Annotated in this window: 21 protein-coding genes and 1 pseudogene; 10 read left to right on the top strand and 12 right to left on the bottom strand. The window is 60.5% G+C overall.

The window, feature by feature from the left end; translation table 11 throughout:
• Nucleotides 1-156: 156 nt before the first annotated feature.
• From FJ423_RS23935 to FJ423_RS23920, 4 genes are all read right to left on the bottom strand, one after another.
• The gene (locus tag FJ423_RS23935; RefSeq protein WP_246680255.1) at nucleotides 157-1,347 is read right to left on the bottom strand and encodes an FAD-binding domain; all 1,191 of its coding nucleotides are present in this window, start codon (nucleotides 1,345-1,347) and stop codon (nucleotides 157-159) included.
• A gap of 14 nt (nucleotides 1,348-1,361) precedes the next feature.
• Nucleotides 1,362-1,925, bottom strand: a complete 564-nt coding sequence (locus FJ423_RS23930; RefSeq protein ID WP_140845511.1) for an SH3 domain-containing protein — start codon at nucleotides 1,923-1,925, stop codon at nucleotides 1,362-1,364.
• A gap of 13 nt (nucleotides 1,926-1,938) precedes the next feature.
• Nucleotides 1,939-2,184, bottom strand: a complete 246-nt coding sequence (locus tag FJ423_RS23925; protein ID WP_140845510.1) for a DUF982 domain-containing protein — start codon at nucleotides 2,182-2,184, stop codon at nucleotides 1,939-1,941.
• A 63-nt stretch (nucleotides 2,185-2,247) separates the two neighbouring features.
• Nucleotides 2,248-2,667, bottom strand: a complete 420-nt coding sequence (locus FJ423_RS23920) for a hypothetical protein (protein ID WP_140845509.1) — start codon at nucleotides 2,665-2,667, stop codon at nucleotides 2,248-2,250.
• Between the two features lie 1,180 nt (nucleotides 2,668-3,847).
• On the opposite strand from FJ423_RS23920, the gene FJ423_RS23915 reads away from it, so the two are divergent.
• Nucleotides 3,848-4,087, top strand: coding sequence for a hypothetical protein (locus FJ423_RS23915; protein WP_140845508.1), 240 nt, complete (start codon nucleotides 3,848-3,850; stop codon nucleotides 4,085-4,087).
• A gap of 179 nt (nucleotides 4,088-4,266) precedes the next feature.
• Here FJ423_RS23915 and FJ423_RS23910 read toward each other — a convergent pair whose 3' ends face one another.
• From FJ423_RS23910 to FJ423_RS23895, 4 genes are all read right to left on the bottom strand, one after another.
• A complete protein-coding gene (locus tag FJ423_RS23910) occupies nucleotides 4,267-4,965 on the bottom strand; it encodes an ABC transporter ATP-binding protein (RefSeq protein ID WP_140845507.1) in 699 nt (232 codons plus the stop codon).
• Nucleotides 4,962-6,800 carry a branched-chain amino acid ABC transporter ATP-binding protein/permease gene (locus tag FJ423_RS23905; RefSeq protein WP_140845506.1) on the bottom strand — a complete coding sequence of 613 codons (1,839 nt, stop codon included), beginning with the start codon at nucleotides 6,798-6,800 and terminating at the stop codon, nucleotides 4,962-4,964. The genes FJ423_RS23910 and FJ423_RS23905 overlap by 4 nt, the downstream gene beginning before the upstream one ends.
• Before the next feature lie 13 nt (nucleotides 6,801-6,813).
• Nucleotides 6,814-7,689: a branched-chain amino acid ABC transporter permease gene (locus FJ423_RS23900; protein WP_140845505.1), complete on the bottom strand. Its 876-nt coding sequence runs from the start codon at nucleotides 7,687-7,689 to the stop codon at nucleotides 6,814-6,816.
• A gap of 157 nt (nucleotides 7,690-7,846) precedes the next feature.
• Nucleotides 7,847-9,202, bottom strand: a complete 1,356-nt coding sequence (locus tag FJ423_RS23895) for a substrate-binding protein (protein WP_140845504.1) — start codon at nucleotides 9,200-9,202, stop codon at nucleotides 7,847-7,849.
• A gap of 174 nt (nucleotides 9,203-9,376) precedes the next feature.
• Here FJ423_RS23895 and FJ423_RS23890 point away from each other — a divergent pair, with 174 nt between their 5' ends.
• The 5 genes from FJ423_RS23890 (at nucleotide 9,377) to FJ423_RS23870 (ending at nucleotide 13,676) form a co-directional block, all read left to right on the top strand.
• Nucleotides 9,377-10,153: a Crp/Fnr family transcriptional regulator gene (locus tag FJ423_RS23890; protein ID WP_140845503.1), complete on the top strand. Its 777-nt coding sequence runs from the start codon at nucleotides 9,377-9,379 to the stop codon at nucleotides 10,151-10,153.
• 239 nt (nucleotides 10,154-10,392) lie between these two features.
• Nucleotides 10,393-10,779 carry a cupin domain-containing protein gene (locus FJ423_RS23885; protein WP_140845502.1) on the top strand — a complete coding sequence of 129 codons (387 nt, stop codon included), beginning with the start codon at nucleotides 10,393-10,395 and terminating at the stop codon, nucleotides 10,777-10,779.
• 124 nt (nucleotides 10,780-10,903) lie between these two features.
• On the top strand, nucleotides 10,904-11,428 hold the full coding sequence (locus FJ423_RS23880; protein WP_140845501.1) for a TetR/AcrR family transcriptional regulator: 525 nt from the start codon (nucleotides 10,904-10,906) through the stop codon (nucleotides 11,426-11,428).
• 756 nt (nucleotides 11,429-12,184) lie between these two features.
• Nucleotides 12,185-12,730: a general stress protein gene (locus tag FJ423_RS23875; protein WP_140845500.1), complete on the top strand. Its 546-nt coding sequence runs from the start codon at nucleotides 12,185-12,187 to the stop codon at nucleotides 12,728-12,730.
• A gap of 646 nt (nucleotides 12,731-13,376) precedes the next feature.
• The gene (locus tag FJ423_RS23870) at nucleotides 13,377-13,676 is read left to right on the top strand and encodes a DUF1236 domain-containing protein (RefSeq protein WP_140845499.1); all 300 of its coding nucleotides are present in this window, start codon (nucleotides 13,377-13,379) and stop codon (nucleotides 13,674-13,676) included.
• A 557-nt stretch (nucleotides 13,677-14,233) separates the two neighbouring features.
• Here the strand turns inward: FJ423_RS23870 and FJ423_RS23865 are convergent.
• On the bottom strand, nucleotides 14,234-15,355 hold the full coding sequence (locus FJ423_RS23865) for an AI-2E family transporter (protein ID WP_181174884.1): 1,122 nt from the start codon (nucleotides 15,353-15,355) through the stop codon (nucleotides 14,234-14,236).
• Nucleotides 15,356-15,565: 210 nt separating this feature from the next.
• Here FJ423_RS23865 and FJ423_RS23860 point away from each other — a divergent pair, with 210 nt between their 5' ends.
• The 3 genes from FJ423_RS23860 (at nucleotide 15,566) to FJ423_RS23850 (ending at nucleotide 18,631) form a co-directional block, all read left to right on the top strand.
• On the top strand, nucleotides 15,566-16,450 hold the full coding sequence (locus FJ423_RS23860; protein ID WP_181174883.1) for a YihY/virulence factor BrkB family protein: 885 nt from the start codon (nucleotides 15,566-15,568) through the stop codon (nucleotides 16,448-16,450).
• 354 nt (nucleotides 16,451-16,804) lie between these two features.
• Entirely contained in the window at nucleotides 16,805-17,785 is a 981-nt protein-coding gene (locus FJ423_RS23855) for a manganese catalase family protein (protein ID WP_140845496.1), read from the top strand.
• A gap of 15 nt (nucleotides 17,786-17,800) precedes the next feature.
• Nucleotides 17,801-18,631: a DsbA family protein gene (locus tag FJ423_RS23850; protein ID WP_140845495.1), complete on the top strand. Its 831-nt coding sequence runs from the start codon at nucleotides 17,801-17,803 to the stop codon at nucleotides 18,629-18,631.
• An 80-nt stretch (nucleotides 18,632-18,711) separates the two neighbouring features.
• Here the strand turns inward: FJ423_RS23850 and FJ423_RS23845 are convergent, their stop codons facing one another.
• The gene (locus FJ423_RS23845) at nucleotides 18,712-21,252 is read right to left on the bottom strand and encodes a membrane-bound PQQ-dependent dehydrogenase, glucose/quinate/shikimate family (RefSeq protein WP_140845494.1); all 2,541 of its coding nucleotides are present in this window, start codon (nucleotides 21,250-21,252) and stop codon (nucleotides 18,712-18,714) included.
• Nucleotides 21,253-21,541: 289 nt separating this feature from the next.
• Nucleotides 21,542-21,784: pseudogene (locus FJ423_RS34285) on the bottom strand (BA14K family protein); the annotation flags it as partial.
• Between the two features lie 633 nt (nucleotides 21,785-22,417).
• Here FJ423_RS34285 and FJ423_RS23835 point away from each other — a divergent pair.
• Nucleotides 22,418-23,131: a DUF4396 domain-containing protein gene (locus FJ423_RS23835; RefSeq protein WP_140845492.1), complete on the top strand. Its 714-nt coding sequence runs from the start codon at nucleotides 22,418-22,420 to the stop codon at nucleotides 23,129-23,131.
• 409 nt (nucleotides 23,132-23,540) lie between these two features.
• On the opposite strand, the gene FJ423_RS23830 is transcribed toward FJ423_RS23835, so the two are convergent.
• The gene (locus FJ423_RS23830) at nucleotides 23,541-24,074 is read right to left on the bottom strand and encodes a DUF4142 domain-containing protein (protein ID WP_140845560.1); all 534 of its coding nucleotides are present in this window, start codon (nucleotides 24,072-24,074) and stop codon (nucleotides 23,541-23,543) included.
• Between the last annotated feature and the right edge of the window lie 96 nt (nucleotides 24,075-24,170).

Raw genomic sequence — 24,170 nt, 5'->3', positions numbered from 1 at the left:
GTCGTCCGCATGAGTTACCCATGCTGGGCACCGACCAGAGCAGCGGCAACCTGCCTTCCGAGAAGTGGAGGCTTGCAGACCGATCTACCGCCAGGCAGCGGCTTTGGGAGTCGCTTTCCAAAGAGAGACGTTCGGTGCTGGCGGAGCTAGGACCGGCTAACGCCAGTGATAGTCGGGGAGTTGCACCGCGTCAGTAATTTCTTTTCCGATCACCAGACGCGCCAGGCCGGGTAGGGCAAATGCATTTGTCACCAAATTGCGGAACACAAGTCCCAGCTGCGTCCTGGGCGCCAAGGCGCTGGCGAATCGCGCTGCGCCCTGCTGCTTGGCTCGTATATAGTTCCGCAGAAGCGCTTCGTAGCTACTGAAAGCCTCTTCATGTCGGCCGTCGGCCTTTAAGAGCTCCCCTGCCAGGACATATGCGGAAATCATGGCCAGGGCTGAACCCTGTCCAGCTAACAGGGAAACGCAAAACGCGGCATCGCCGGTCAACACTACGCGACCTTTGGACCATCTGCTCATCCTGATCTGGCTGACGCTGTCGAAGTAGAGTTCATCGGTATGGCCCAGTTCCTCCAGGATGCGGGGGCATTCCCATCCGCCATCGGCATACTTCTTGCGCAGCATTTCCTTTTGCAGGTCCAGCGCCGTTGGCAGAGGACTCTCCTCAACGGTGAAGACGAACAGGAAAAGGGTGCGGTTGCCATGCAGCGTGAAACGGCCGAGCATTCGCCCCGGTAAGCCGTACATCAAATACACGTCTTCATCGCGTGGCCGGTAGCCCTCGACCTCGAACGCTGCGACGGCGTAGCCGAGTTTCTTCTCAAACCGTTGCTGGGACCCGAACGCGACCCGCCGAACGCCTGAATGCAAGCCATCGGCGCCGATTACCAAAGCGTAGTTGCGTTCGCCTCCACGTTTCAGTTGCACCCGGACACTGCCCGATTTTTCCTCAAGCCCGACGATCTCATTGTCGAAAATGACTTCGGTGGTGTCTTTGATCTTTTCGAAGAGCAATCGCGAGAGATCGCTGCGTGCGAGGGTCACGTAGCGGCCGTTTGTCAGCTCGCTGAAGACGTCTGTGCCAAAGCCTGCGACACGCTTGCCGTTCTCACCCACGATGCGCATTTCGCGCACGTGATATCCTACCCGATTGATCTCTGCCTCAAGGCCCATCCACGAGGCGATGTCGTAGCCAAGACCCCAAAAATCAATGACATAGCCCCCTGTGCGCAGTTGGGGCGCCTGTTCGATCAGCGTCGGCCGGAATCCGGCGGCTGCAAGCCAAAAAGCTACCGTCGGCCCCGCAATTCCTCCTCCAGAAATCAATACCGTGCGGTCCGCCACGTAGAGTCACCAATCTAGAGCACTTCACCGGGGTAGACGCCCCACAGCCCGACTTGTTTGATAAAGCCCATTGAGGGACCGGCCGCGACCGCGCACCACTGTCCGTCGCACCAGCTCAGCCTGAGCTCAACGCGAGGCTCGAGCCAAGCAACGATGGCGCTGTCCGCCGCCGGCTTCGCATACAAAGCGAGGCGATCTTTTGACCAGGGAGCGACGATGCCAGTTCTGCGCCCTGACAGGAGCGAGTGATGGATCCAGCCGGAGCTTCCGTCCCAATCTCTCACCCGGCGCCAATTGCCGTACTCCTGATAGATCTCCAGGGGGATGCCACGTCGTTTGAAGACCCATTCGATGCTATAGCCCACACCTGGCCCAACACGCAGATTGGCGGACGAAGCCTTTAGCGAGACAAAACGAGGCAGGGGAAACGAGCCAGCTTCTGCTCGGCCCCCCGTGGTGTTGGCCGACGCTGCGACCAACAGAATAGCAAGGGTGACACGGACGAAACCAAGCCGCCCGCGAGGTCTAATTTGCCGTCTGGCCGGCAGGAAGCCGGACGGAGCTCCGCGTTTTGCCATCGCGACGCGCAACTTACTCGACGAGCATATGGGCCTCTCGAGCTGCGTCGACCAAAGCGTCCCTGGCGACGTCAGCCGCGATACCACCGTTCATCGCTTGCCGGCAGGCCCTGAGCGCCGCCATATGCTTCGGGCTTCCCGCACTTCGCCAGTGCTTGGAAAGGAGGTCGACCGCCTGCCTGGCATTGGAAAGGTTGTTGATCTCGCCGGACACGCCGGTGGCCACTGGCACGGGCCTTGAAAACCACGCTTCATACATGGCTGCGCCTCCGTCGCGAGTTGCGCCCGGCGACACACCGTCCGCCGGGCGAAATCAAAGCAATCAGCTCTTGGTGTTCTCCTGAGCCACGCCGTTCGTCGGGATCGTGTCCATCGCTGACAGTTTATCGGCACACAGATCCGCCGCACCCGGCACATCGCTCTTTATCCCGGCCAGTTTCACCCATCCGCCGTCGCTGATGAAGCTGTCTCGCTGATAAGAAGAGGTTTCCTTCAGCTTGGCGAGGTTGTCGCTGGCATCGGAGGCTGTAATGAATTTCTGGACGCAGAGATTAGCTGCCAGCTCGGCCTTTGCCTTGAGGGCGGATGTCTTGGCCATCTCGGCTGCCGTTCCAGCCGTCGTCCAGCCTCCGGCCGTGAAGCCGACGATCATCGTCAGCACAACGGCACATACGACCGTCCAGAACCACAGGGTCTTGGACGGTCGGTAAGCGTCGAAGCGTTGTGAAAGCGGTTGTTCCATAGTTTCCTCCCTTTGAGATGCCTGTGTTTCAGGTTGCTTTCCACCGCCCTGGTGGACGCTGGTCATGTGGCGATCGGTCGATCGACCGGCATAGTGAGGTTTTGTCGGCGGGGGCGATCCAGATCACGAGGCGGGGCAGGGGGATGGTGGGACCGAGCGGCAGAACTTTCGGACTCGAGCGCCTAGATCCTCGCGCGCTAGTCCCCCGCATTTCAGCGCCAGAAACGCTCTGCTTGAGCACCTGAAAATTGCACAAAGTGGCGAGCACGGACAAACTTCACCTCGTTGCTGCATATACCGAGCTCGATCCGAAACTATTCCATGCCGCCGCGATTATGTGAGACTCCGCAACATCGCTGTGCCGGAAGGTACCGTTCGCTATTCGCGGCTCGGAAGCCGTCCAGGCCTTCATGTCGGCGTCGGCGTCTGCGATCAGGCCCGGCGCTCTCCTTGCAAAAGATTTTCAAGAAAATGTCGTCAGGCCGGGAATAGTTCGCCCGCCTGCCTGGTAAGTCGAACAGCAAGGGCGAACCTTCGGCCTATCCGACAAACCCAGCATGCCTGTCGGCGGAGGTACCGGGGGTAACGGACCGAGTCATGACGGCGAGCGCTTTGCGTTCGGAACGACGCTCCCGTCAGCCCAGCGGTTGTTGTCTCCAAGCAACCGCTGGGCCGCTAGAGGGTGCGCAAGTGTACGACAGAACTTAATGCCAAAAAAAAGCGGTGCCCGCGAATGAACGTTTTGCCGTTTGACAAAGGCCGTAAATATTATCCATCAACTTGCCCGATTTGTGAGGGAGCCGCCCTGGAAGCCGATCTGGCGCACCGGCAGGCAGAGTTCCAATGCGCCTTTTGCGGCGCGTACGAAATCACCCCCGCGGCGCGCTCCGCCATGAGAGGTCTTGCTCAGGAGCATAGAGCCGTATGGCTGTCTCAAGCCCGGCAACAAGCCGGAGCCACGCGACAACTTGCGCTCGTGGCTTGCGCCAACGAGTCGTCGATGCCTCGGTCGAGCAGCTCTCGATGATCCACCAGGTATGTGTTCGAGGAAGTGCGACCGCGCGGGCACTTCCTTGCGGCCCGGCACCTGTTGGGGTGGTGCCGGGTCGCCCACGACAGGCGCGGGATCTTGCCAGCCATAGATTTGAAATCGATGTCCTTCGGAGAGATGTAAACGCACATGCGCGAATTGGAAGAATATGAGCAGATAGGCTTGATGGGTTACCCGGCCGACGGGGACTACATTGCCGTTGTGGGCGACAGGATTGGTCAGAATTGGTTGCTCGGGGGTGCGTTATGCGGAATTGATGGTGCAACCATAGAAGATCAGGCGGCGGCATTACCGAAATACCATCCGAACGGCCGGCTCGTGGTGGCTACTGTCCGAGGCAGCCGTCTCGTCGACGTTCGGGACTATTGAATGGAATTACAGCAGGAAGGAGAATTTCCGCTCTCATCGGATTGGTCCTTGCCTGTGGATAGACAGCTGGCCTGCTTCTCCAAAGAACAACACGGCAAAAGCTCGGGCCTGGTTGGGAAACTCGCGCTACGCGACCTGCGAGCGAATTAGTTTGCCGCTACTTGCGCGGACAGCTCCCATCAAACCCCGAGATAGCGTTGCAGGAGTTCGGGCCTGGCCTTGATCTCGGCTGCCGTCCATTCCTGGGCGATGTGCCCGTTGTTGATGATGTAAACGCGCTGTGCAAGCGCCAGCGTTGCGGCAAGATTCTGTTCCACCAGGACCATGGTCCGCCCGGCCTCGGCGAGTTCTCGACAGGCTTTCACGAGATCCTGGACGATGACCGGCGCAAGCCCTTCGAACGGCTCGTCGAGCAGAATGATCTTGGGGTCACGTACGAGTGCGCGGGCGATCGCCAGCATCTGCTGTTCGCCGCCGGAGAGGTCGGTTCCGCGGCTGGCGCGCCGCTCTTTCAGACGCGGAAACATCTCGTAAATCCTGTCGAGGGGCCATCTGTTCTCAGCTGTCAGTCCGGCGAGGATCAGGTTCTCCTCGACATTCAGGCTGCCGAAAATGCGCCGCTCCTCGGGCACCAGCTGCATACCGAGCCGGGCGATGCTGTGCGCCGTTTTGCCCGCCAGTTCCTCGCCGCCGAGCGTGACGCTGCCTGAGCGCGGCGCGACGATACCCATCAGACTCTTGAGGGTCGTGGACTTGCCGGCGCCGTTGCGGCCGAGAAGCGCGACAACCTCGTTCTTCTCCACGCGTAGCGATACGTCGAACAGAATATGGCTGTCCCCATAATAGCTATTCAGTCCTTTGACTTCGAGAAGGCTCATGCCATCTCTCCGTGGACGCCGCCGAGATAGGCTTCCTGAACCTGGGGATTGAACTTGATCTCCTGCGGCGTGCCATGAACGAGCACGCGACCCTCTTGCAGAACAGTGACCGTTTCGACCAGTTCGAACAGGGAATCTACGTCATGATCGATGATGATCATCGTGCGACCGCGCGCGATCGACTTCAACAGCGCCACCGTCTCGATGCGTTCGCTCGGGCTCATGCCGGCAAGCGGCTCGTCCAGCAACAGCAGGCTCGGCGAGGTCGCGAGCGCCAGCCCGATCTCCAGCCGCCGCTTCTCGCCATAGGCGAGATCCGAAACCGGCGTGTCCAGGCGGTGCATCAGGTTCACCAGAGCCAGCGTGCGCTCCACCTGCTCGGCAAGGCCAGGGATTTTGTGGATGTTGCGGAAAAGGTCCAATCTGAACTTGCCTCGGATTTCGCCGAGTGCAGCAATCGTGAGGTTTTGACCGACCGTCAGCCGATCGAAGAGCTGGTTGATCTGATAGCTTTTGGTCAGTCCGAGCTGGCAGACGTCCGTTACGCTCATGCCGGTAATGTCACGATCCTCGAACATGATCTTGCCCGAGCTTGGCGGGACCTCGCAGGTAAGCATCTTGAAGAACGTGCTTTTACCGGCGCCGTTGGGGCCAATGATACCGCGGATTTCCCCATGATTGACCGTGAAATCGACATCGCTATTGGCCATCAGACCACCGTAGCGCTTGCTTAAACCCGTAGCCCGAAGAATAGGGCTGGAAGCGCGGTGCGTCGGACGGGCTGACGGCAGCATCGCCTCGGTGGCAACCGGCGTGATCACCGGGGCGGCCATTGGCTTCTCGGCCGGTTCCGTCGCTTTCCGTGCGCCTTTAGGCATGCGGTAGAGATCCGCAATGGCGCCGACGATGCCGCGCCTCAGAAAAACGACCAGCAGCACGAACACGATGCCGAGAACCAGCTTCCATGTCGCGCCCAAGTGGAGTGTGTTCTGGAAAAAATCGCTGAGGAAAAGCCACACCGTCGCGCCGATCAGCGGCCCGAACAACGACCCGGCTCCGCCTATTGCAGTTTGCATGACGAGTTGGCCGGAAGTGTCGAACATGAAAGCGTCCGGCGGCATGAACCCCTGCATGACGCCAAGCAGGCCGCCGGCGAAGCCGGCGTAGATCGCGGCTGCCACGAAGGCAGTGTGCTTATAGGCGTGGATATTGTGGCCGAGTGCCGCCGCGCGCAGCGGATTGTCGCGGATGGCAGAAAGGATCGCCCCAACCGGCGAGCGCACGATGCGAAGCGCTACCACCAGGCCGACGAAATACCAGAACGCCAGGAAAACATACATGGCCCTGTCGGAATGGAACGTCAGCGTGGTGAACCCAAGAAAAACGCTCGGCGTCGGCACGCCCGGCAGGCCGTTCTCGCCTCCGGTGTAGCGAGACAGCGGGTTGAATTCGACGAAAAAGAAAACTTCCGAAATCGCCACAGTGATCATGGCGAAATAGATGCCTGTCCGCCTGAGCGCGACCAGCCCAACAAGGTAGCCGACCAGGCCGGCGACGATGGCGCCTAAGATGATCGCCCCCATGACATAAGGAAAATCCAGCTCGGTCAACAGATAGGCAGCGAACATGCCGCCGGTACCGAAGAAGGCGGACTGACCGAAGGAAAGCAGGCCAGTGTAGCCGAAAAGGATGTCGAACCCGAGCCCGAACAGCCCCCAGATCAGGATGCGATTGATGGTTGTCGGTGCGAAGCCGAGGTGCGGCAGGATGAAGGGTGCGGCGATCAACGCGATCGCTGTCAGCACCTCGACGAGAAAGGGATGCTTCTGGTTCATGAGCGGACCGCGTTCACTCGCGCCCTGCCGCACCAAGCAATCCGTAAGGACGCCATACCAGCACGAGGGTCATCGCCACGAAAAGCATGACATACGCATAGCCAGGGTTGAACATCGAGGTGATGGAGATGATCTCGCCGGCGATGATGCCGCCCAGCACCGCACCCGGGAACGATCCGACACCGCCGATGACGACGACGACGAAGGTCTGTACCAGGATTGCCTCGCCAACGTCCGGCGCGATCGACACCACCGGCGCATTGACGATGCCGGCGAAGCCAGCCGCCATGGCGCCAATGCCGAACACCAGCATGAACACCTTGTAGACGTCGATCCCCAGCGATCCGACCATGACGGAGTCCTCTATGCCGGCACGCACGATCATGCCGAGGCGGGTGCGGTAGAGGACGAGATAGAGCGCCAGCAGCGCCACCGTGACAATGCCGAGCGAGGCGAGGCGATAGGTCGGATAAACCATGAAACCCAGATTGGTGATGCCCTGGAACAGCGCCGGCGGCGGCACCGTCTTCGACAGGCTGCCGAAGAAGAAGCGTACCGTCTCGACGAACACGATGCCGAGACCGAAGGTAACCAGGATCTGATCCTCCTGCGGGCGCGAGTAGAAATAGCGAATGATCAGCCGCTCCATCAGCACGCCGACCAGCATGACAAACAGCGAGCCGGCGATCAGCGCGACGATGAAAGAGCCTGTGTAGTCATAGGCCACCCAGCCGGCATAGCCGCCGAGCATGAACATGGCACCATGCGCCAGGTTCAGGACGCCGAGGGTGCCGTAGATGATCGTCAGGCCGGACGAAATCAGCGCCAGCAGCCCGCCAAGCACCAGCCCGTTGAAGCATTGCGATAGGAAATTAGCCCAATTGATCACGCTGCCGCCCGAAGTGAGGTTGACGAATTGCCTGTCGCATCGCCGACTGTCGCTCGGCCAGAGTCAATGCGCGAAGAAATTGCTTCGCGCAGTTTTGAGCTGGCGACGCAGCCAATTCTTGTTGGCGCCGGTGATGCGCAGAGGATTGTCGTGAGCGTCAGGTGTAGTCACCGAGCTGGCAGCCAAACGCATCCGGCTTCTGCATCAACCCTTCGCCAGGCACGATCTCCACGACATCCCAGAAGTCTTCCGCGTTCTTCATGTCCTTGGCAGCCTTGCCGCGGACAATCACGACGGGACGGATGAGCTGGTGGTCCTCGGGTCGAAATTTGACGTCTCCGACCATCGAGGGGAAAGTCTCGCCCTTTTCATACTGCTTGATGACGTCCGGCGGATAGAAAGTGCCGGCTTCGGAGACCATCCGCGCCCAGATGGCGAATTGCATGTAGGCGTTCTCCGCACCCCATTCGGGCCGGTAATCGTATTTCTTCTGGAAGGCGTCGACGAAGGCTTTTGCAAGCGGATATTTGTCCTCCATCGTCCACCAGAAGTCCGTGGCGGCGAAGACCCCCTCGGTCAGGTCCGGACCGACTTCCTTTGCCAAAAACGGAATTTGGTAGGGGATCACCATCTTCATGGTTGGCGTCAGGCCGAACTGCTTTGCCTGCTGCACCGAAAGCACGGCATCGCGGCCCCAGTTGACGTTGACGATGAACTCAGCGCCGGAATTGGCGATGTTGGTGAGATACTGGCTGAAGTCCTGCGTTCCGAGCGGCGAAATCTGGTTGGTGACCATCTCCCAACCGCCTTGGGAGGTAAGATAGTCATTGACCGACTTCGTCACGGTGTGGCCGTAGGTATAGTCAGGCGTCATGAACGCCGCCTTCTTGCCCTTGCCGAAATTCTTGACCAGCACCGGGCCGATCGCATTGGCGCAGGTCTCTCCATAGACACACTGGCGGAACGAATAGCGCGCGCAGTCCTTGCCGGTGGTGTCGTTGGAGCCGGAGATGGCCACCAGATACAGGATCTTCTCGCGCTGAGCGAACTTGTTGAGTGCAACCGCCACGGCCGAAGAGGTAGATCCCGTCATGGCGATGATCTTGTTGTCGTTGATGAAGGTCTGCTGCGACTGCACGGCATTGTTCGGCTTGGCGGCCGAATCGGCAACGACCAGGGCCACCTTCTTGCCGAGGACGCCCTTGTCGGTCTTCGGCGCGATCTGCTTGAGCAGGTCGTTCCCTTCATTGATGTGCTCGACGGCCAGTTGCATGCCCTTGAGCTCGTCCTCGCCCTGCACGGCGTAGGCGCCGGTGCGCGGCACAGTAGCACCGATATAGACCGTATCGCCTTGCGAGCCTGCCGGCCATGTGCCCAGCGCCGGCTGATCCCCGGCGGCAGAGGCCGGGCTGATGAGCGAGACAGGCAGCATCATGCTGCCCGCAAGGCCAGCACCGGCGTGCAGCAAAGTGCGGCGAGACAGGCCGGCTCGTTTGTCATCGTTGAATGGCATTGGATTTTCCTCCCTAGGCTAAAAGCCTCTGGGGCTTTCCTGCTAGCCCCGCTTCGTCCAACCGACAAGGAAACAGGTCGGATCCAAAGGCCATTCGCAGCCGCGCTCGCGGTCCGGTCAATGCAACTTTCGTTGGATGATTTCGATTAATGATCTAGATTAACAAGTCGCCGCATGATGCGGTGGGCAACGACCTTCGACATCGGACGCTGCATGCCGCTGAACGGTAGCGCGATCAAGACCAGACTGACCCGCGTCATGAAACTGAACGCGGCCGACGTCGCAGCGCTTGAAGCGATTTTCGAACGCGACGTTTGTGTCAAGAAACGGCAAGAACTCATCATCCAAGGTTCCCCGTTTCGGAGCCTGTGCTTTGTCCAAGATGGCTACGCCATACGCTACAGGCTGCTCCGGAGCGGCAAGCGCCAGATTCTCAAGCTCATCCTGCCCGGGGATGTCATCGGCTTTCCGGTGAGCTTTTTCGATCGGTCAACCTATGCCGTCGAAGCGCTGACGGATCTGACGTACACCGTGTGTGGGATCGATCGCTACACCCGCCTCTGCTACGAACAGCCGCAATTTGGCCTGGTGCTCAGCTGGCTGGCAGCACAAGAGGCGGCGAGCTATGCAGAGCACATCGTCAATCTCGGCAGGCGCACACCGATAGAGCGGCTGGCTCACCTTTTGCTTGAGGTTCATGCGCGTCTTTTCGAGGTGGGTCTGGCGCAGGAGACGAGCTTTGATCTGCCCTTCTCCCAGCAAGTCATGGCAGACGCCCTCGGGCTGAGCGTGCCGCATCTGAACCGCGTCATGCAGCAGCTGCGAGCCGAACGGCTGATCAGCAGCAACGCGCGGCTGATTGTGTTGAGCGACTCCGCGGGACTAGGAACACTGGCGCAGTACCAGCCGATCAATCTTGCCCCGATCCCTCTGCTTGAACGCCACCACTAGCCGCATGACGCTGTGCGCTCAGCACGATGGCATGATGCACACACTGATACAGGCATGAACCGTCAGACGGCCTCATGATCGGCGGCGCTTCCGCCGCAATGGATACGGGCGCGTCAGCTCTTGGCGCGTCCTGCACGCCGCGTGGGCGGTCGCCTCGGGAATGCTTTTTTTGTTTGACTAAACCGACCGCGCACATTAGACCAGTCAGTCTAGACTGAGTGGTCTAATGGAGGAACGCCATGAAAGTTGCAAAAGATGACGTCGACGTGCGCCTTCAGCTTCCGGGAGCAGTCATAAGGCAGCGCCTGGGTTTTGGCAGCGTCGCCGGTTACGATCAGATCAGCGCCGAGCATTTCTCTCTCTCCAAGGGCGTCGACACGACGCCGCTGTTCAAAGGCCTTGACAACGACTGCTGCCAGTGCCCGCACTGGGGCTATGTGCTCGAGGGCGAGATCACCACGACGAATGCGCAGGGGCGGCAGGAGACCGTACGCAAGGACGACCTCTTTTACTGGCCTCCCGGACACAATGTGCGCGTCGAGGAGGATGCCGCCATTATCATGTTCAGCCCACAGCACGAGCACAGCCATGTGATCGAGCACATGGTCAAAAAGACCCAACGGTAGCGTGGGCGATTGCCGGAATTGGAAATCCGTTCTCGTTGGGTGTAATGGTCGCGCCGTCCCGGCGCGATCATTCTGACAAGCGATGCACACGACGAAGCAACGGCTCATTGGTGAAGGCCTGCCCATGCTGCTTAGGCAGGGCTACAACAATCTCGGCCTGCAGGCGCTGCTCGATTCCGCAGGCGTACCGAAAGGGTCCTTCTATCACCACTTCTCCGACAAGGAGGACTTCGCCCTCCAGGTGGTCGACACCTACATCGCCGACGTTCACGCCACGCTTGACGCCTGCATTGCCGACGTTGCCTTGCCGCCGTTGGAGCGCATTCGCTCCTTCTTCCGGCAGGTGGAAGAGAGCTATCGGCGGGAAGGATATCTCGGCTGTCTCATGGGCGGACTCGGACAGGAGCTCTCAGGCATCAGTGACGTCTTCAGGGAGAAGATCGAATGGTGCTTCTCCTCGATTGCCCAACGGCTCCAGCTCTGCCTCGACGGGGCCAAGGAAGAGGGCGCCATCGCGGCCGACGTCGACACGGCAAGGATGGCGGATCTCCTGGTGGATTGCTGGGAGGGGGCCGCGCTTCGCAGCCGCCTCCGGAAAAGCCCCGAACCTCTTGCCGCAATGCTGGATTTCTGTTTGCGCTCGGTTTGATATTCATTTGGCCAGCGAGCTTCGACCTAGGGCCTGAGCGAACCGGGCGCGGATGCAAGGTGGCTCAACCGCCGTAACGATTTCCTAAAGCGCAACGGTGAGCAGAGCACGTGTGGCCACCCAAGAACGTTGACGCATGTTTGGGCCACAGTTCCACAGATCAGCGCTCTGAGATTGGTTCACGTTCGCCCGTGGTCGGACGAGCCGGGCGCATAACACACGCCATACGGACAGCGATTGAAAGAAACGAAAAAGCACATGTATCAGCTTGTTTCGACGTGAGTTCCCGACGCCGAGTGACATGCGCTGGGCAGTGATGACTTGCCGCCACCGCACCCGCCCGACAAACGCGAATAAATTGGTCGTCCTGTCTGGAATAGTTTCCGGCCGCGCTCAGTAGATGGTGCGACGAGGGTGAACACAACGTGGCGAGAGCACCTTTGGAGACAGGCAGCGGCGGCGAGCGCTGAAGCTGCGGAATTTTCAGATCTCGCCATCGGGAGGAGCAGGCTCCCGTCCGGCCCAGCGGTTGCTGTCCTGGTCCTACCCTGACCGCTGGGCCGTCGATTTTGTTGTTATGAATTCGGGTGAAGGCGCGTTTCAACGGCATTCCGCATCGGGAGGACATTTGGCGCTATCGCTGCGTAATAATGCACCCAAATCTGGTCCGGGAGGCTGCAGATGGTTGAGCGGTCCTGGACAAGAGGTGCGATGCTTCGAGCCGCCAATTGCACGGTGCAGGACAGGAAGGCCCATATGAAAGTGGTAGTTGGGCTGTTTGATACCTACGATGATGCTGACCAGGCCGTTCGCGAATTGGGCGCGGCGGGCGTTTCACCGTCCGACATCAGCGTTGTTGCCCATGGGGCAAACCGTTGGTTCGCGCACCATCGGTCGCAGGTGGCAGAGGACGCCGTAGCCGGCGCCTGCCTCGGCGGTCTGGTCGGTGGTACGGTAGGACTTCTGGCAGGCCTTGGCGTGATCGCGATTCCAGGCCTGGGCCCGCTGGCGGCGGCCGGGTGGCTCGCGGCGACCACAGCGGGAGCCCTAACCGGCGCGGCGGCAGTTGGCGCAGCCGGCGGCATCACCAGCGCGTTGACCGGTTCAGGCCTCGCTGAAGAGGACGCCGGCGTTTACGCGGAAGGCATTCGCCGCGGCGGCACGCTTGTAGTTGCAAGGGTCAAGGACCCAGTGATCCCAGACGCTGAACAGATTCTGCGGGCCAGGTCAGTCAATCTGGCGGAACGGCGCAGCCAATATGAGGCTGCGGGGTGGACCGGCTTCGATCCGTATGCGGGATAGAACGGCCCCGCCGCACGTGCTTGAATCTGCCGGACAGGCGCCGCGGCTGCTCGCCGTATGCTCCATTCTTCGTCGGCTGTCGATCCGTTGTGTCCGGCAGGATCAGTGCGGCACACCCTGCAAGATCACCAGGCAAACTGATGAGCAGTCTTAGTGGAGCGCTGGCACTCGGTGCAGGCACCGTGCTGGCGCTTGGTCTGGTCGGCGGTCATGTCCGGAACCGGCTGTGGCTGGCCGAAAGTACCATCTGACGGCGGTGTTTTTATCCGTGCCGGTGCACGGCACGTCTGCGATGCCCCTCACGCAGCTGATTCGGCAAAGAAGACGAGGCAAACCAGAGAGCAATGACGGCCGGGCGGGAACCGCCGAATTGCGTGAGTAAAGCCGGGCTTTGCCCAGGACAAGCAAAGTCCAACGCCGTCGCGGTGCGCGAGTGTGGGCGCCCGTCCGGCCGGTCTTGAGCCGGCGGCCGGCTCTTAAGGCTTGGACCTAAGTCCAACGCGCAAGCGCATTAGCCCGTTCACTTTTTTGTGCTGAAACACGGGTGCGACAAGCTCATTGATTCATGAAGTGCCGAGAGGCCCGTCGGCGGTTCCGCTGCGTCGGTCAGCGTTGAAGAAGGGGCACATACGAAGGAGAATCGAAAATGAAGACGTTGATCACCAACTCTGTCGCCGGCCTGTTGCTCTTGTCGGGCATTAGCGTCGCAATCGCGGATACAGTGGTTCTGGCCCCGGAACAGGAAACGACCATCCGCGAATACGTGAAGAAAGAACCGCTGGCTTCCATCAAGTTGCCGGGGGTTGAGCTGAAGGTCGGGAGCACGCTGCCGGAAAAGGTGGAACTCCATAAAGTGCCGAACGTAAAGTACGAATACACCGTGATTGATAATCGGACCGTGGTCGTTGACCCCGAAACCCACACCATCGTCAAAGTGCTCGACTGATAGTCCGGCGGGCAGCGCCAATCCGGCGCTCCCGCTGTTGCATGTGGCTGTGCGACTCCTGTTGCACAGGCCAGAAACTCCGAGCGGCAATCGGGGGCAAATTCATCGGTGACTGGCAGCCTGATGCTGCTGGTGTCGATTGGGTCTGCGCAGCAACCCATGCGCTGTTCGCGTCCATCACTTGGCGTGGCACCTCCCTCGTCGAAGCTGCTCGTCTTGATGTTTTCCCAAGAGTTCCGCGCGAAGTTGCACCGGGCCGTTCGCCGGGCGACAGGTTCCCGACCGGGGATGGCATCGAAGCGCATCCCGCCGGCCGGCGCGGATGGGCGAGCCGCCAAGGTGATGCGCATTTGAGCAGGTCGAGATGATGTGGAGGCCAATTGCTGCCCAGGGCCGGGGGGAGCTGTCTTTGATCCTGCGGTCTTCTCGACGATCCGATCTCAGCCTCGACCGCCGGAAAGGGTCTCAGAAGTGTTTGCCAGGCCAATCGGGCCGGCCGGCGCGCGGCGAGCGGAATGGGCAACAATGAGGGAAGGACCGGTCGAGGGTGTCCTAGTCTAGCCAGCTCCCGTTTCACCAGGCTTCACTTGTCTATCGGAAGTTGCCAACGCCGAGACATCACCGCTGCAACGCGTGGGTGCCACGTATAGCCGCAACATGAGAATTCGGATGACCGCAGCCAAGGGTGTCGCAAGGGCCAACCCGTAAATTCCAAACATGACCCCAAGCACAATTTGGCCCGAAAACAGCAATGCAGGAGGCACGGAAACGGCTCGCCTTTGGATCACCGGCGTCAAGATGTAGCTCTCCAGCGTCTGCGCGCAAACATATGTCACGGTCGCGCCGATCACCGCCCAAATGCCGAACGGCAAGCTGGCGACGATGACTACAACGCCAGCGACGAGCGGGCCCAACGTGGGTACGAAGGCAAGCAGGGCCGCTTGCAGGCCGAGAAGAGCAGCCGGACTGACCCCAATGAATGTCAACCCAAGCCAGACGAACAGCCCGATCAAGGTCATCGTGATCAATTGGCCGACAATCCAGTGCCGCAGGGCTTGCCCGCATTCGTCCAGCATCACGCGCCAGCAGTGTTGGCGATCCGGCGGGGCAAGCAGGAGAACGGCGTCGCGATAGACGACAGGCTGTGCGGCCAAGAAGAGTCCGAGGAAAACAATAATCATACCGTCGCCCAGCCCGGCTACCAATGTTGCAATGGCGGTCCAGGCCGGCCCAAACAACCCGCCGACGTTAGGGAGCATAGACTTCAATGTCGGGGTCGCCTCGCGCAGGACCGGCTGCGTCAAATCATCTGCGGTGTCCCGAGGGAATTTGAAGCCGTGTTGCTGCAGCCAAGCCAAGCCGTTGTTGATCTGCTCGCGCACGGTGGCAGCTAGTTCGCTGCCTTGCACTCCGATCGCGGCTCCGCCCCATGCAACGCAGGCCAACACGAAGGCGAACAGGGCCATACAGACGATCATCAGCCGGATGCCGCGCGGCCAATGCACCAGCTTCCCGAGCAAGTACGTGAGGGCGTCGAGAAATGACGCAAATACAACTCCGGCAAAGAGAAGCAGCAGCGCCTCACTCACGCGCCAAATAAGAAAGAGCACCGTGCCGGCAAAGCCCGCGTATAAAACCGCATAGCGGATGAGTGCTTTTGGATGATCCCCAGTTGGCACGTGTGCACCATCCCTTCGTTCAACCGCAGCGCGGATTGCCTTCCATGTCACGCCACTCGTGAAGCGCCAGAAGCTACTTCGTGCAGTCGAAACCGGTGAACTTCGGGAGACTGCCGACAAAGGCATAGCCAAGAAGCGACTAAGCGTGGTCGGGCACCCTAGGCTCTGGAACGATGCGCTGGATGAATGGTTCCCAGGGTCGGAGGCAGCATGCCGGAGCCATGGTTCACCTCAGCCAAGCTGCGGTCTTGGGTGCGCGCCGTCGGTCAAGCCGCGATCGCATTCCAGACGCACAAGCTTTCTGACGTAGCGTCGGGCGTAGCGTTCAGCGCTACCCTGGCCATCTTCCCCGGCATTGCCGTGCTGGTCTGGGCAAGCAGCCAGTTCATAAGTCCAGACGAATTGCGGGCTGCAGTGATGACCGTTGCCTCGGTGATGCCGCAGAGCACGCAGGAAATCATCCGAATGGCCGTGAATAACCAACTTGCGCAGAGCGCGGACGGAGGGGCTTCTTCGGGCTTCCTTGGTCCATTTTTCGCCCTTGCTCTGGCCATCTGGAGCGCAAGCAGCGGCGTCAAGGCGGTCCTGGTCGCACTCAATACGATTTTTGAGCGTACGGAGAGCAGAGGCTTCCTGCGCCTTACAATGATCACGATAACATTTACTGGCGGCATTCTTTTTCTGTCGGTGATCGGCATCGCGCTGATTGTGGTCGGCCCTTCCGTGCTTGCGCTTGGTGGGATTTCGCAGAACTGGCCGGTGTTGTTGACCTATTTGAGATGGCCCGCCTTGGTGGCGCTCTCCACTGTCGGCATTGGAATGCTCTACCGCTTTGCTCCAAATCGCGAGGGTGAGCAGGGCTCGCTGGTGACATTCGGTTCCTTCGCAGCGGCGTCAGCTCTGACCGCCTGTTCCGCCCTGTTCTCGCGCGTGCTTGCTCACGTGGCGACCCTGTCGATCACCTATGGATCCCTCAGTACTATCATCGCCTTCATGATATGGCTGTGGCTGTCAACAATGCTGGTTCTGCTCGGCGCAGAACTTGACGTGGCCCTTGGCAACCAGAGCGATCCTAAAGGATCGCAGCAACGTTAGTTCGCATGGCCTGGGCGGCGGCGCAGCCCCCATCCCAATCGCAAGCGTCTAGCCTGCAGGAATCAGGTGGGGTGCTGCGTTGAATCCTATCGCGATAGGCAACACAGGACCTGTGCGGTCCGACGATGCGAATATCGTTCTACGCACATCGATTTTCGCCCAAAGCCCGCACACCGACGGGACTGGCGAGTGGAAGCTACTTGCGACCTGGCAAAGTGACCCCGGGCCGTGGAACAACCCAGGCGCGCTCAAGTTCGGCTTGCAGTCGCTCGGTCCGGGAATCCGCTCCAGCGTCGGGTTCGCTGTCCTTCCCATCGGGAGCGATCCAACTTCCCCAAAATCACGGAGACGATCATGTTCTATCACGTCAAGGAACTGCAGTTTAACGCACGCGTGTCCGCGTCGGACCCGAAGTTTGCCGCCCTTCTGCTTGAGCAGTTTGGCGGTGCGAATGGCGAGCTTGCCGCTGCCATGCGCTACTTCACGCAGGCATTTTCGACGCGCAAACCCTATCCTGACAAGTATGACATGCTCATGGACATCGCGACTGAGGAATTCAGCCATCTTGAAATCGTCGGCGCCACGATCACCATGCTCTTGGATGGGGTGAACGGCGAGTTGAAGAACGCCGCCGAGGCTTGCCCTCTTAACAAGCTGACCAAAGGCAAGGCGGGTAAGGAGGAGGTGCTGCATGAGGCACTTACCAATCCTCTGTTCCTTATACAGTCTGGCGGCGGGCCCACTTTGACCAACAGCCAAGGCGTCCCGTTCTCGGGAAGCTACATCGATGCCAACGGAGATTTGACAGTCGATTTGCGCTCGGACATGGCCGCCGAGGCACGCGCCAAGATAACCTACGAATATCTGATGAAGTTCACCGACGATCCGCTGGTGCATGACAGCTTGCGCTTTCTGATGACACGGGAAATCGCGCATTTTCAGATGTTCGGGGCAGCCTTGGACACCATTCAACCGAACTTCCCAATGGGGGTTCTTCAGGGCGACCCGCGGCACACGCACACTTACTTCAATCTTTCGAACGGTGCTGATGCGCGAGGACCTTGGAACGAAGGTCAGGGCCCATGGGAAGAGGGCGAAAGCTGGGACTACGTCAAGGAGCCGCACAAGCACGTCATCGATACCGATGGCGAGATCAATCATGAACCCAAAGGGGTGAAAGCGACGCAGGAGCAAGTCGCCGCAAAAAACAAGGAGATGTCGAAAAAGCGCAGTGAGGAGGTTAAGTCCAAGACGGCTTCCGCCCCAACGCAATGGTCCTCATACCCGCAGGACAAACTGGAGAGCCCAATGAAGCCCGACACTTCCCGGGTCTAACGCGGCGTGAGTGCAATGGCAGACTGCGCAGCCGCGTCGCCGGGGCAGACACCGGTCCTTGAAATCTCCTATTTCACCGATCCGCTGTGTTGCTGGAGCTGGGGCCTTGAGCCCCAGCTGCGGCGACTGCGTTACGGGTTTCGGGGCAAGGTTGCCTTGCGCCTGCGGATGGGCGGCATGATTGGCGGCTGGGACAGGTTCTGTGATCCGGTGCACGACATCCATCGGCCGATCCAGATGGGCCCGCTATGGATCCACGCCAGCGCTGTGACTGGAATGCCCCTCGAGCCGGTGATCTGGGTGAAAGATCCACCCGCCTCGTCATGGCCTGCCTGCCTTGCGGTCAAGGCCGCAGGGCTGCAGTCGCCCGCCGCCGGCGATCTTTATCTCCGTCAGGTCCGGCAAGCACTGATGCTCGAAGCGCGCAATGTAGCGCGCGACGAAGTGCTGGTTGAGCTTGCCTGTGGGCTTGCCAAAGCTCGCCCCGACCAGTTCGATCATGCCCGCTTCGTGAAGGAATTCGCCGGGCGCGACGCCAAGGCGGCCCTTCAAGATGACGTGCGTGAGGGACGATTTCGCGGGGTGGGACGGTTTCCCTGCCTCTGCTTGAGCCGCCCTCATGCAAATCCGGTTTGGATTGTTGGCTGGCTGCCCTGGCAGGCGCTGCTGGAACAAGTGCGCGCCTACGCGCCTGAGCTCGGTTCGGAGCGGATGCCGCCCAGCCGCCAGGCCTATTCCTCCTATTGGGGCGGGGTTGTCGAGCGAGAGGTCGAAGTAGCATTCGGTGGATCGCACGAAGAAGCCTTGTTCAACGCTCAAATCGCGAGCTCGTCAGGCTCCGGTTAGTCGGCGCCCGAGGATGCGCCCAGGCGACCGCGGAACCTGGACGTCGCCCGGAGCGCGCTTTACGCCCGAAAGGACAGCAGTCAACGAGGCAGCGCGTAGGCGATGATCGAATCGCCTGCCTTTGTGCCAGTCGACCCATGACCCCCCGCTACCACGACCAGATATTCGCGGCCATCCGCAGCTTGATAAGTGGACGGCGTGGCCTGCCCGCCCGCCGGCAGGCGATCGCGCCAAATCTCGCGGCCTGTGCGAAGGTCATAGCCTCGAACGTAGTTGTCCATCGTGCCGCTCAAGAAGGCGACACCGCCCGCGGTGACGATGGGGCCGCCAATGCCTGGCACGCCCATCTTGAACGGCAGCGGGACAGGAGAAAGGTCGCGAACGGTGCCGTTGACATGGCGGTATACCGTCTCGCCCGTTCTTAAATCCACGCCAGCGACATACCCCCACGGTGGCCGCTGGCACGGCAGATTGAGGAAGGAGTAGAACGGGCCCATCTTGGCGGCGAACGGAGCGCCGAAGTTTTCATTGAAGACCGGCGCGCCCTTCTTGCTGACGACGCGGGTTGTGTCGTCTGGCCGGGGCAGCAGCTGCGAGGTGAAAGCCAGATAGACCGGCATGGCGAAGGCAATGTCGCGTTGTGGATCGACGGCAATCGCCCCCCAGTTGAAGACACCGAAGTTGCCCGGATAGACAATGCTGCCGCCGAGCGAAGGCGGGGTGAACGCACCGTCGTAACGGAGTTGATGGAACCGAATGCGGCAGTAAAGCTGGTCTATGGGGGTCGCGCCCCACATGTCGGCTCCGGTAAGTGGTTTTGGCCTGAACGATACTGCGGAGTGTGGCTGCGTTGGCGCTGTATGGTCCCCGCCGGCAGCGCCTTGCGGCGCAGGCTCTTCCTTGACCGGCAAAACCGGTTCGCCGGTAAGGCGGTTCAGGACGAACACCTCTCCCTGCTTCGTGGGAGCCACCAGGGCCGGGACCTCTCGCCCGTTGATCGTCAGATCAACCAGGCTCGGCTGAGCCGGCACGTCGTAGTCCCACAGGTCGTGATGAACAGTCTGGAAGACCCACGCCACCTGTCCCGTATCCGCATGCAGCGCCAGGATCGAGGACGAAAACCGCTCGGTGTTCGACCCGCGGTTGGCACCGAACTGATCGGGCGATTCGTTGCCCATCGGAAAATAGATTAGCCCGAGCTTGGGGTCGTAGCTGGCGACGCTCCACGAATTGGGTGCATTGTGGGAATAGCTCTGGCCGTTGGGAATTGGAGCGGTCGCATCCGGGTTCTTGCTGTCGAAATTCCAAACCAATGCCCCAGTATAGGCGTTGAAAGCCCGAATCACGCCTGATGGTGAGGTCGTCGCAACGTTGTCGTTGACTGCTCCAGCTACGACAATCAGGTTCCCGGCGACAACTGGAGGAGACGTCGAATAGAACGAGCCGGGCGTCACGTTGGGCATGTTGGCCCATAGGTTTACCGTGCCGTCCGAACCGCCGAAACCGGGACAAAGCTTGCCGGTGTCGGCGCTGATAGAGATCAGCCGGCCATCCGACGTGGGGACGAAAAGTCGCTTAGTGCATTCGGCGCTCAGCGTCACGTGCGCCGGGGGCTGCTCGCGGTCGACCACCGGATTGGGAGCTCCGGCCTGCGCGTGTCCGGTCACCACATTTTGCGGTACACCAGCGGCCTGGGTCGTCACTTCGTCGACGCTTTGCTGGAGATCGGCGGCAGCCTGGGTGCCGGCCGCGGCCGAGTCAGGTGCGAGAGAGACTTCCGGCGGCAGGTCGGCCGGTGTGACCTCCTGGTAGGCCACGCCTCGGCAGGTCATATGCTGGGTGGTGTCCCGAGGCGGCTGCTTCAGCTTCGGGTCGAACCGCCATTTCTCCTTGCCCGTCTCAGGATCGAGGGCTATCACCGTGCTGAACGGAGTGCAGATGTACACCGTGCCGTTGACCATAAGCGGAGTGACCTCGTAAGTCGTTTCCTGGGGATCATTCTGGTCACGGATCTGTCCGGTCTCGTAGGTCCACGCAACCTTTAGCTTGTCGACGTTCGCCGGCGTGATTTGAGCAAGCGGGGAAAAGCGCTGGCCCATCGAGGTGCGGCCATAGGCAACCCATTGCCCGGGCGGAATCCCCCCGTCCGTTGCCGCCGCCGCTGCCGCCATGCGTTCCTGATTGAATGTGCCGGAAACGTCGTCTGGATCCTCAAACATCGAATAGATGCCGACAGCCGCCGCCAACACGATGACTGCGGCCAGCGCTGCATTGTTGGCGTCAAACCCGGCCGTGATCCGATAGCGCCCATTGAACGCGTTTACGATGGCCGGCAGGAGCACGAGAATACCGAGAACGAGCAACAGCCCGCCCCGCGGTGCTAGGGCCCACCAGTTCAAGCCGACTTCCCACAAGGCCCAACCTAGCGTGACCAGGATCGTAACTGCATAAAGGCCCGCGCCAGCCGGTCTGCGCATCGCGATCAGGGCCCCGGATGCGGCGAGCATCGCGCCCAGCACGACGTAAAACCAGCTGCCGCCCAGGGCAGCCAACCAGAGGCCTCCGAGGACAAGGATAGCGCCTGTCAATATGATGATTGCCGAAAGCACAAGCCGATACATCGGGCAGCCTCCTGTTGGAAATGATTTATCGGCCCCGACCCGCGGCGGGGCGAAGGGCAATGTGCGCCAGGCTAGCCGGCGAACCTGCCGCTATGGGCGCGTATCGAGGGCGTGCGGGGTCTCTCCGCCCGATCCACCCGCGGAAGACCCCGCGCCCCGAAGCAGGAGAAAGCCGGCGAACAGGACGACGACAACAATCAGGGCAATTGCTATTCCGCGAGTCACGTCTCGGCTCCACACTTGCTTGGCCTGAGGGCCACCAGCTGATCTTGGCGGTCTACAAGCCTATTCAATAAGGGGATCGGCACTGCCGGCGAGGACCGTGATAGGGCTGGAATGTATTGTCCGATGCCCGGTAGGACCGGTAATGGTCATAGCACCATTGGACGTGGCGGCTGGATACGGGGCCATGCTGGCTGAGGGCCCCGCCGATAATGGCACCCAAGGCGAATGCCGCTGGTGGAAACCACCATCCATTGTATCGGCGATAACCCGGCCGATAATACCGGTAGCCTCTGTGGCCATGCCAGTATGCGTGGTTCCGCCGCAGTATGAACGGACGGCCATGGTGGTACCGCGCCTGCGTCACATAAGAAGGGATCGGCGCGCTCGAGATAACGGCTGGCGCCGCGACAGCTGAACCGACGGGCAGTGCCAGGAGCAGGCACGCGACAGCGCCGCTGATGATTGTAGAACGAGTTAACATGAGTTCCTCCCGGTAGCGTTCTATAGAGGGCGAACCAGAGAGCACTGCGTTTGTTCCGCTCGAGCGCTCAAGTTTATTTGAGATTTTTCTTCTCGCCCGAGCATGCTGAAGCGCTTACACCCTTAAGGATCGACATTTGCCCCAGGCTTGCCCGCGATTGATGGGACAGCGCCATTGCGGTTCCGGTTCGATGGCGGGGAAACGGCAGCTCGAGAGTGACCGTCTTTGGAACAAATCCGCCCTTTAGGCGCTTGGCTCCCAAAACGCGTGAGCACTCGTTAACGAAACGGTCCGGTCGCTGCGATGCATCTGCTGTTCGCCCGGCTGCACCGCGACAACGAGATTCTCCCGCCTGGTGGGCGATTGATTGCCTACGCGGTCGCTGGGGGATGCGATAGCAAGCCGAATTCGGCTTGCGAACGCCACCGGGACTAAGATTTGCGAAAGGTCCGCAACGACATGGTACCCATCTGGCTGCATGTGCTCGGTGTGCTTTCGCTGGTCAGCGGCGTTCTGGTGGCAGGCTGGATTGGCTGGGATGAGACGCGCCGTCCGCAGCCGATGTGGATCATGAACATCGTCTGGCCGGTCGCCGCGCTTTTCGGAACGGTGCTGGTTTTGTGGGGCTACTTGAAATTCGGAAGATCGGCTAGCGACAGCGCGGCCAAGTCTCGGCGGCGCACGCCCGACACACCCTTCTCTGTGATGGTCGGCAAAGGCGCGCTGCATTGCGGAGCCGGTTGCACCTTGGGTGACATCGTGGCGGAATCGCTCGCAACGTTTTTTCCCAGCGTGGCACTCTGGTTTGGATGGCGCAGTTTGTTTGACGAGAAGATGTTCGCGGTCTGGATCTTGGACTACCTGTTCGCCTTCCTCCTCGGCGTCGCCTTTCAATATTTCACCATCAGGCCGATGCGCGGTCTCTCGGTGAGGGATGGCCTTGTTGAGGCGCTGAAGGCCGACACGTTGTCGCTCACGGCATGGCAAGTCGGGATGTACGGCTTCATGGCGTTCGCACAGTTCGTGGTTTTTCGGCCGGTTTTCGGTATGTCGTTGACAGCTGACTCGGTCGAGTTCTGGTTTATGATGCAATTCGCCATGATCGCTGGTTTCTTGACCAGCTATCCCGTCAACTGGTGGCTGCTCGAGGCCGGCATCAAGGAAAAGATGTAGCCGCGGGCCGGCAAACCGCGAACAGCCCTCGATTGATGGCCAGCTTCCCGTCGGCCGACGTGTCGGCCAACAGATGTATGGGCGCTGCCGTTGCTGAGGTGCACGGGCCGTTAATTCTGCGTGTTCGGGGGGCCTCCCTCGCTACGTTGCATGACGCATGGGAGGGATCGCCGATCGGGCGTCCGGCCGGGACGCGATGGTCCGGCGACGATTTGCGCTCGAGGCCAGACCAGGATAGACGTGCAGCCGTCCAAAATCAAAAAAGCACCGGCCGGAACCTCAAGGTGCCGACATCGGTCAGCGCTTCTCGAACCTGAAATGTCGCCACGTGCCAACGGGTGAGGGCAATCCAGGGTCTGGGGCGCGCGATGGGGAATGTGCCTACGCCATCACCAAGCCGCGGGCAGGTTTACTTGTTAAGTCCGTTGGCCATGTCCAGGTGGTGCTGCAGAGTTGGCAATGTGGCCGCTGCCCATGCCTTCAGATCGGCCTGGTCGCCGCCTTCGCTGTAGCGCTTGAAGAGGTCGACCGCATCCTTGTGCGCATCGACCTGATCGGAGTGGTACTGCTTGGTGAAGTCATTGCCCTGCAGCGCCTTCAAATCGTTGAGGGTCGACTGCTGCTTGTCAGTCATGGCCGTCGGAAGCGTGGCTTTCACCTTTCCGCTGGTCACAAGGCCTTTCAGATCGGCGGTGGTCTTCTCGTGGTCGGCGACCATCTGCTTGGCAAAGGCCTTCGTCGCATCGTCAGACCGTTCGAGCGCCAGCTTGCTGGACTCGATCTCGAACATGTCGCTGGTTGCTGCTTCGGTAACGAAATCCTGCGTGGACGGCGCAACGCCCAGAACCGAATTCACGCCGGTCTTTTCCGTGGTCGAAGTCGATTGGGCGAAGGCCGGCAATGCAAGCATAGCCGCCGCGACCGTCAGAGCGAACGTTTTCATTGATTTGTCTCCGTTGCGATTTCCCAACCGAAGACAAACTGGTTTGTTCCGCACGTCGACATCCTCCTCCGCGCCGTCTGACAGTCCGCCGCCCAT

This window comes from Mesorhizobium sp. B2-8-9, assembly GCF_006439475.1.
In the GTDB taxonomy this organism is placed as follows: Bacteria; Pseudomonadota; Alphaproteobacteria; order Rhizobiales; family Rhizobiaceae; genus Mesorhizobium.
Note: the sequence above shows the minus strand (reverse complement) of the source record. Positions and strands in the feature narration are given on the sequence as shown.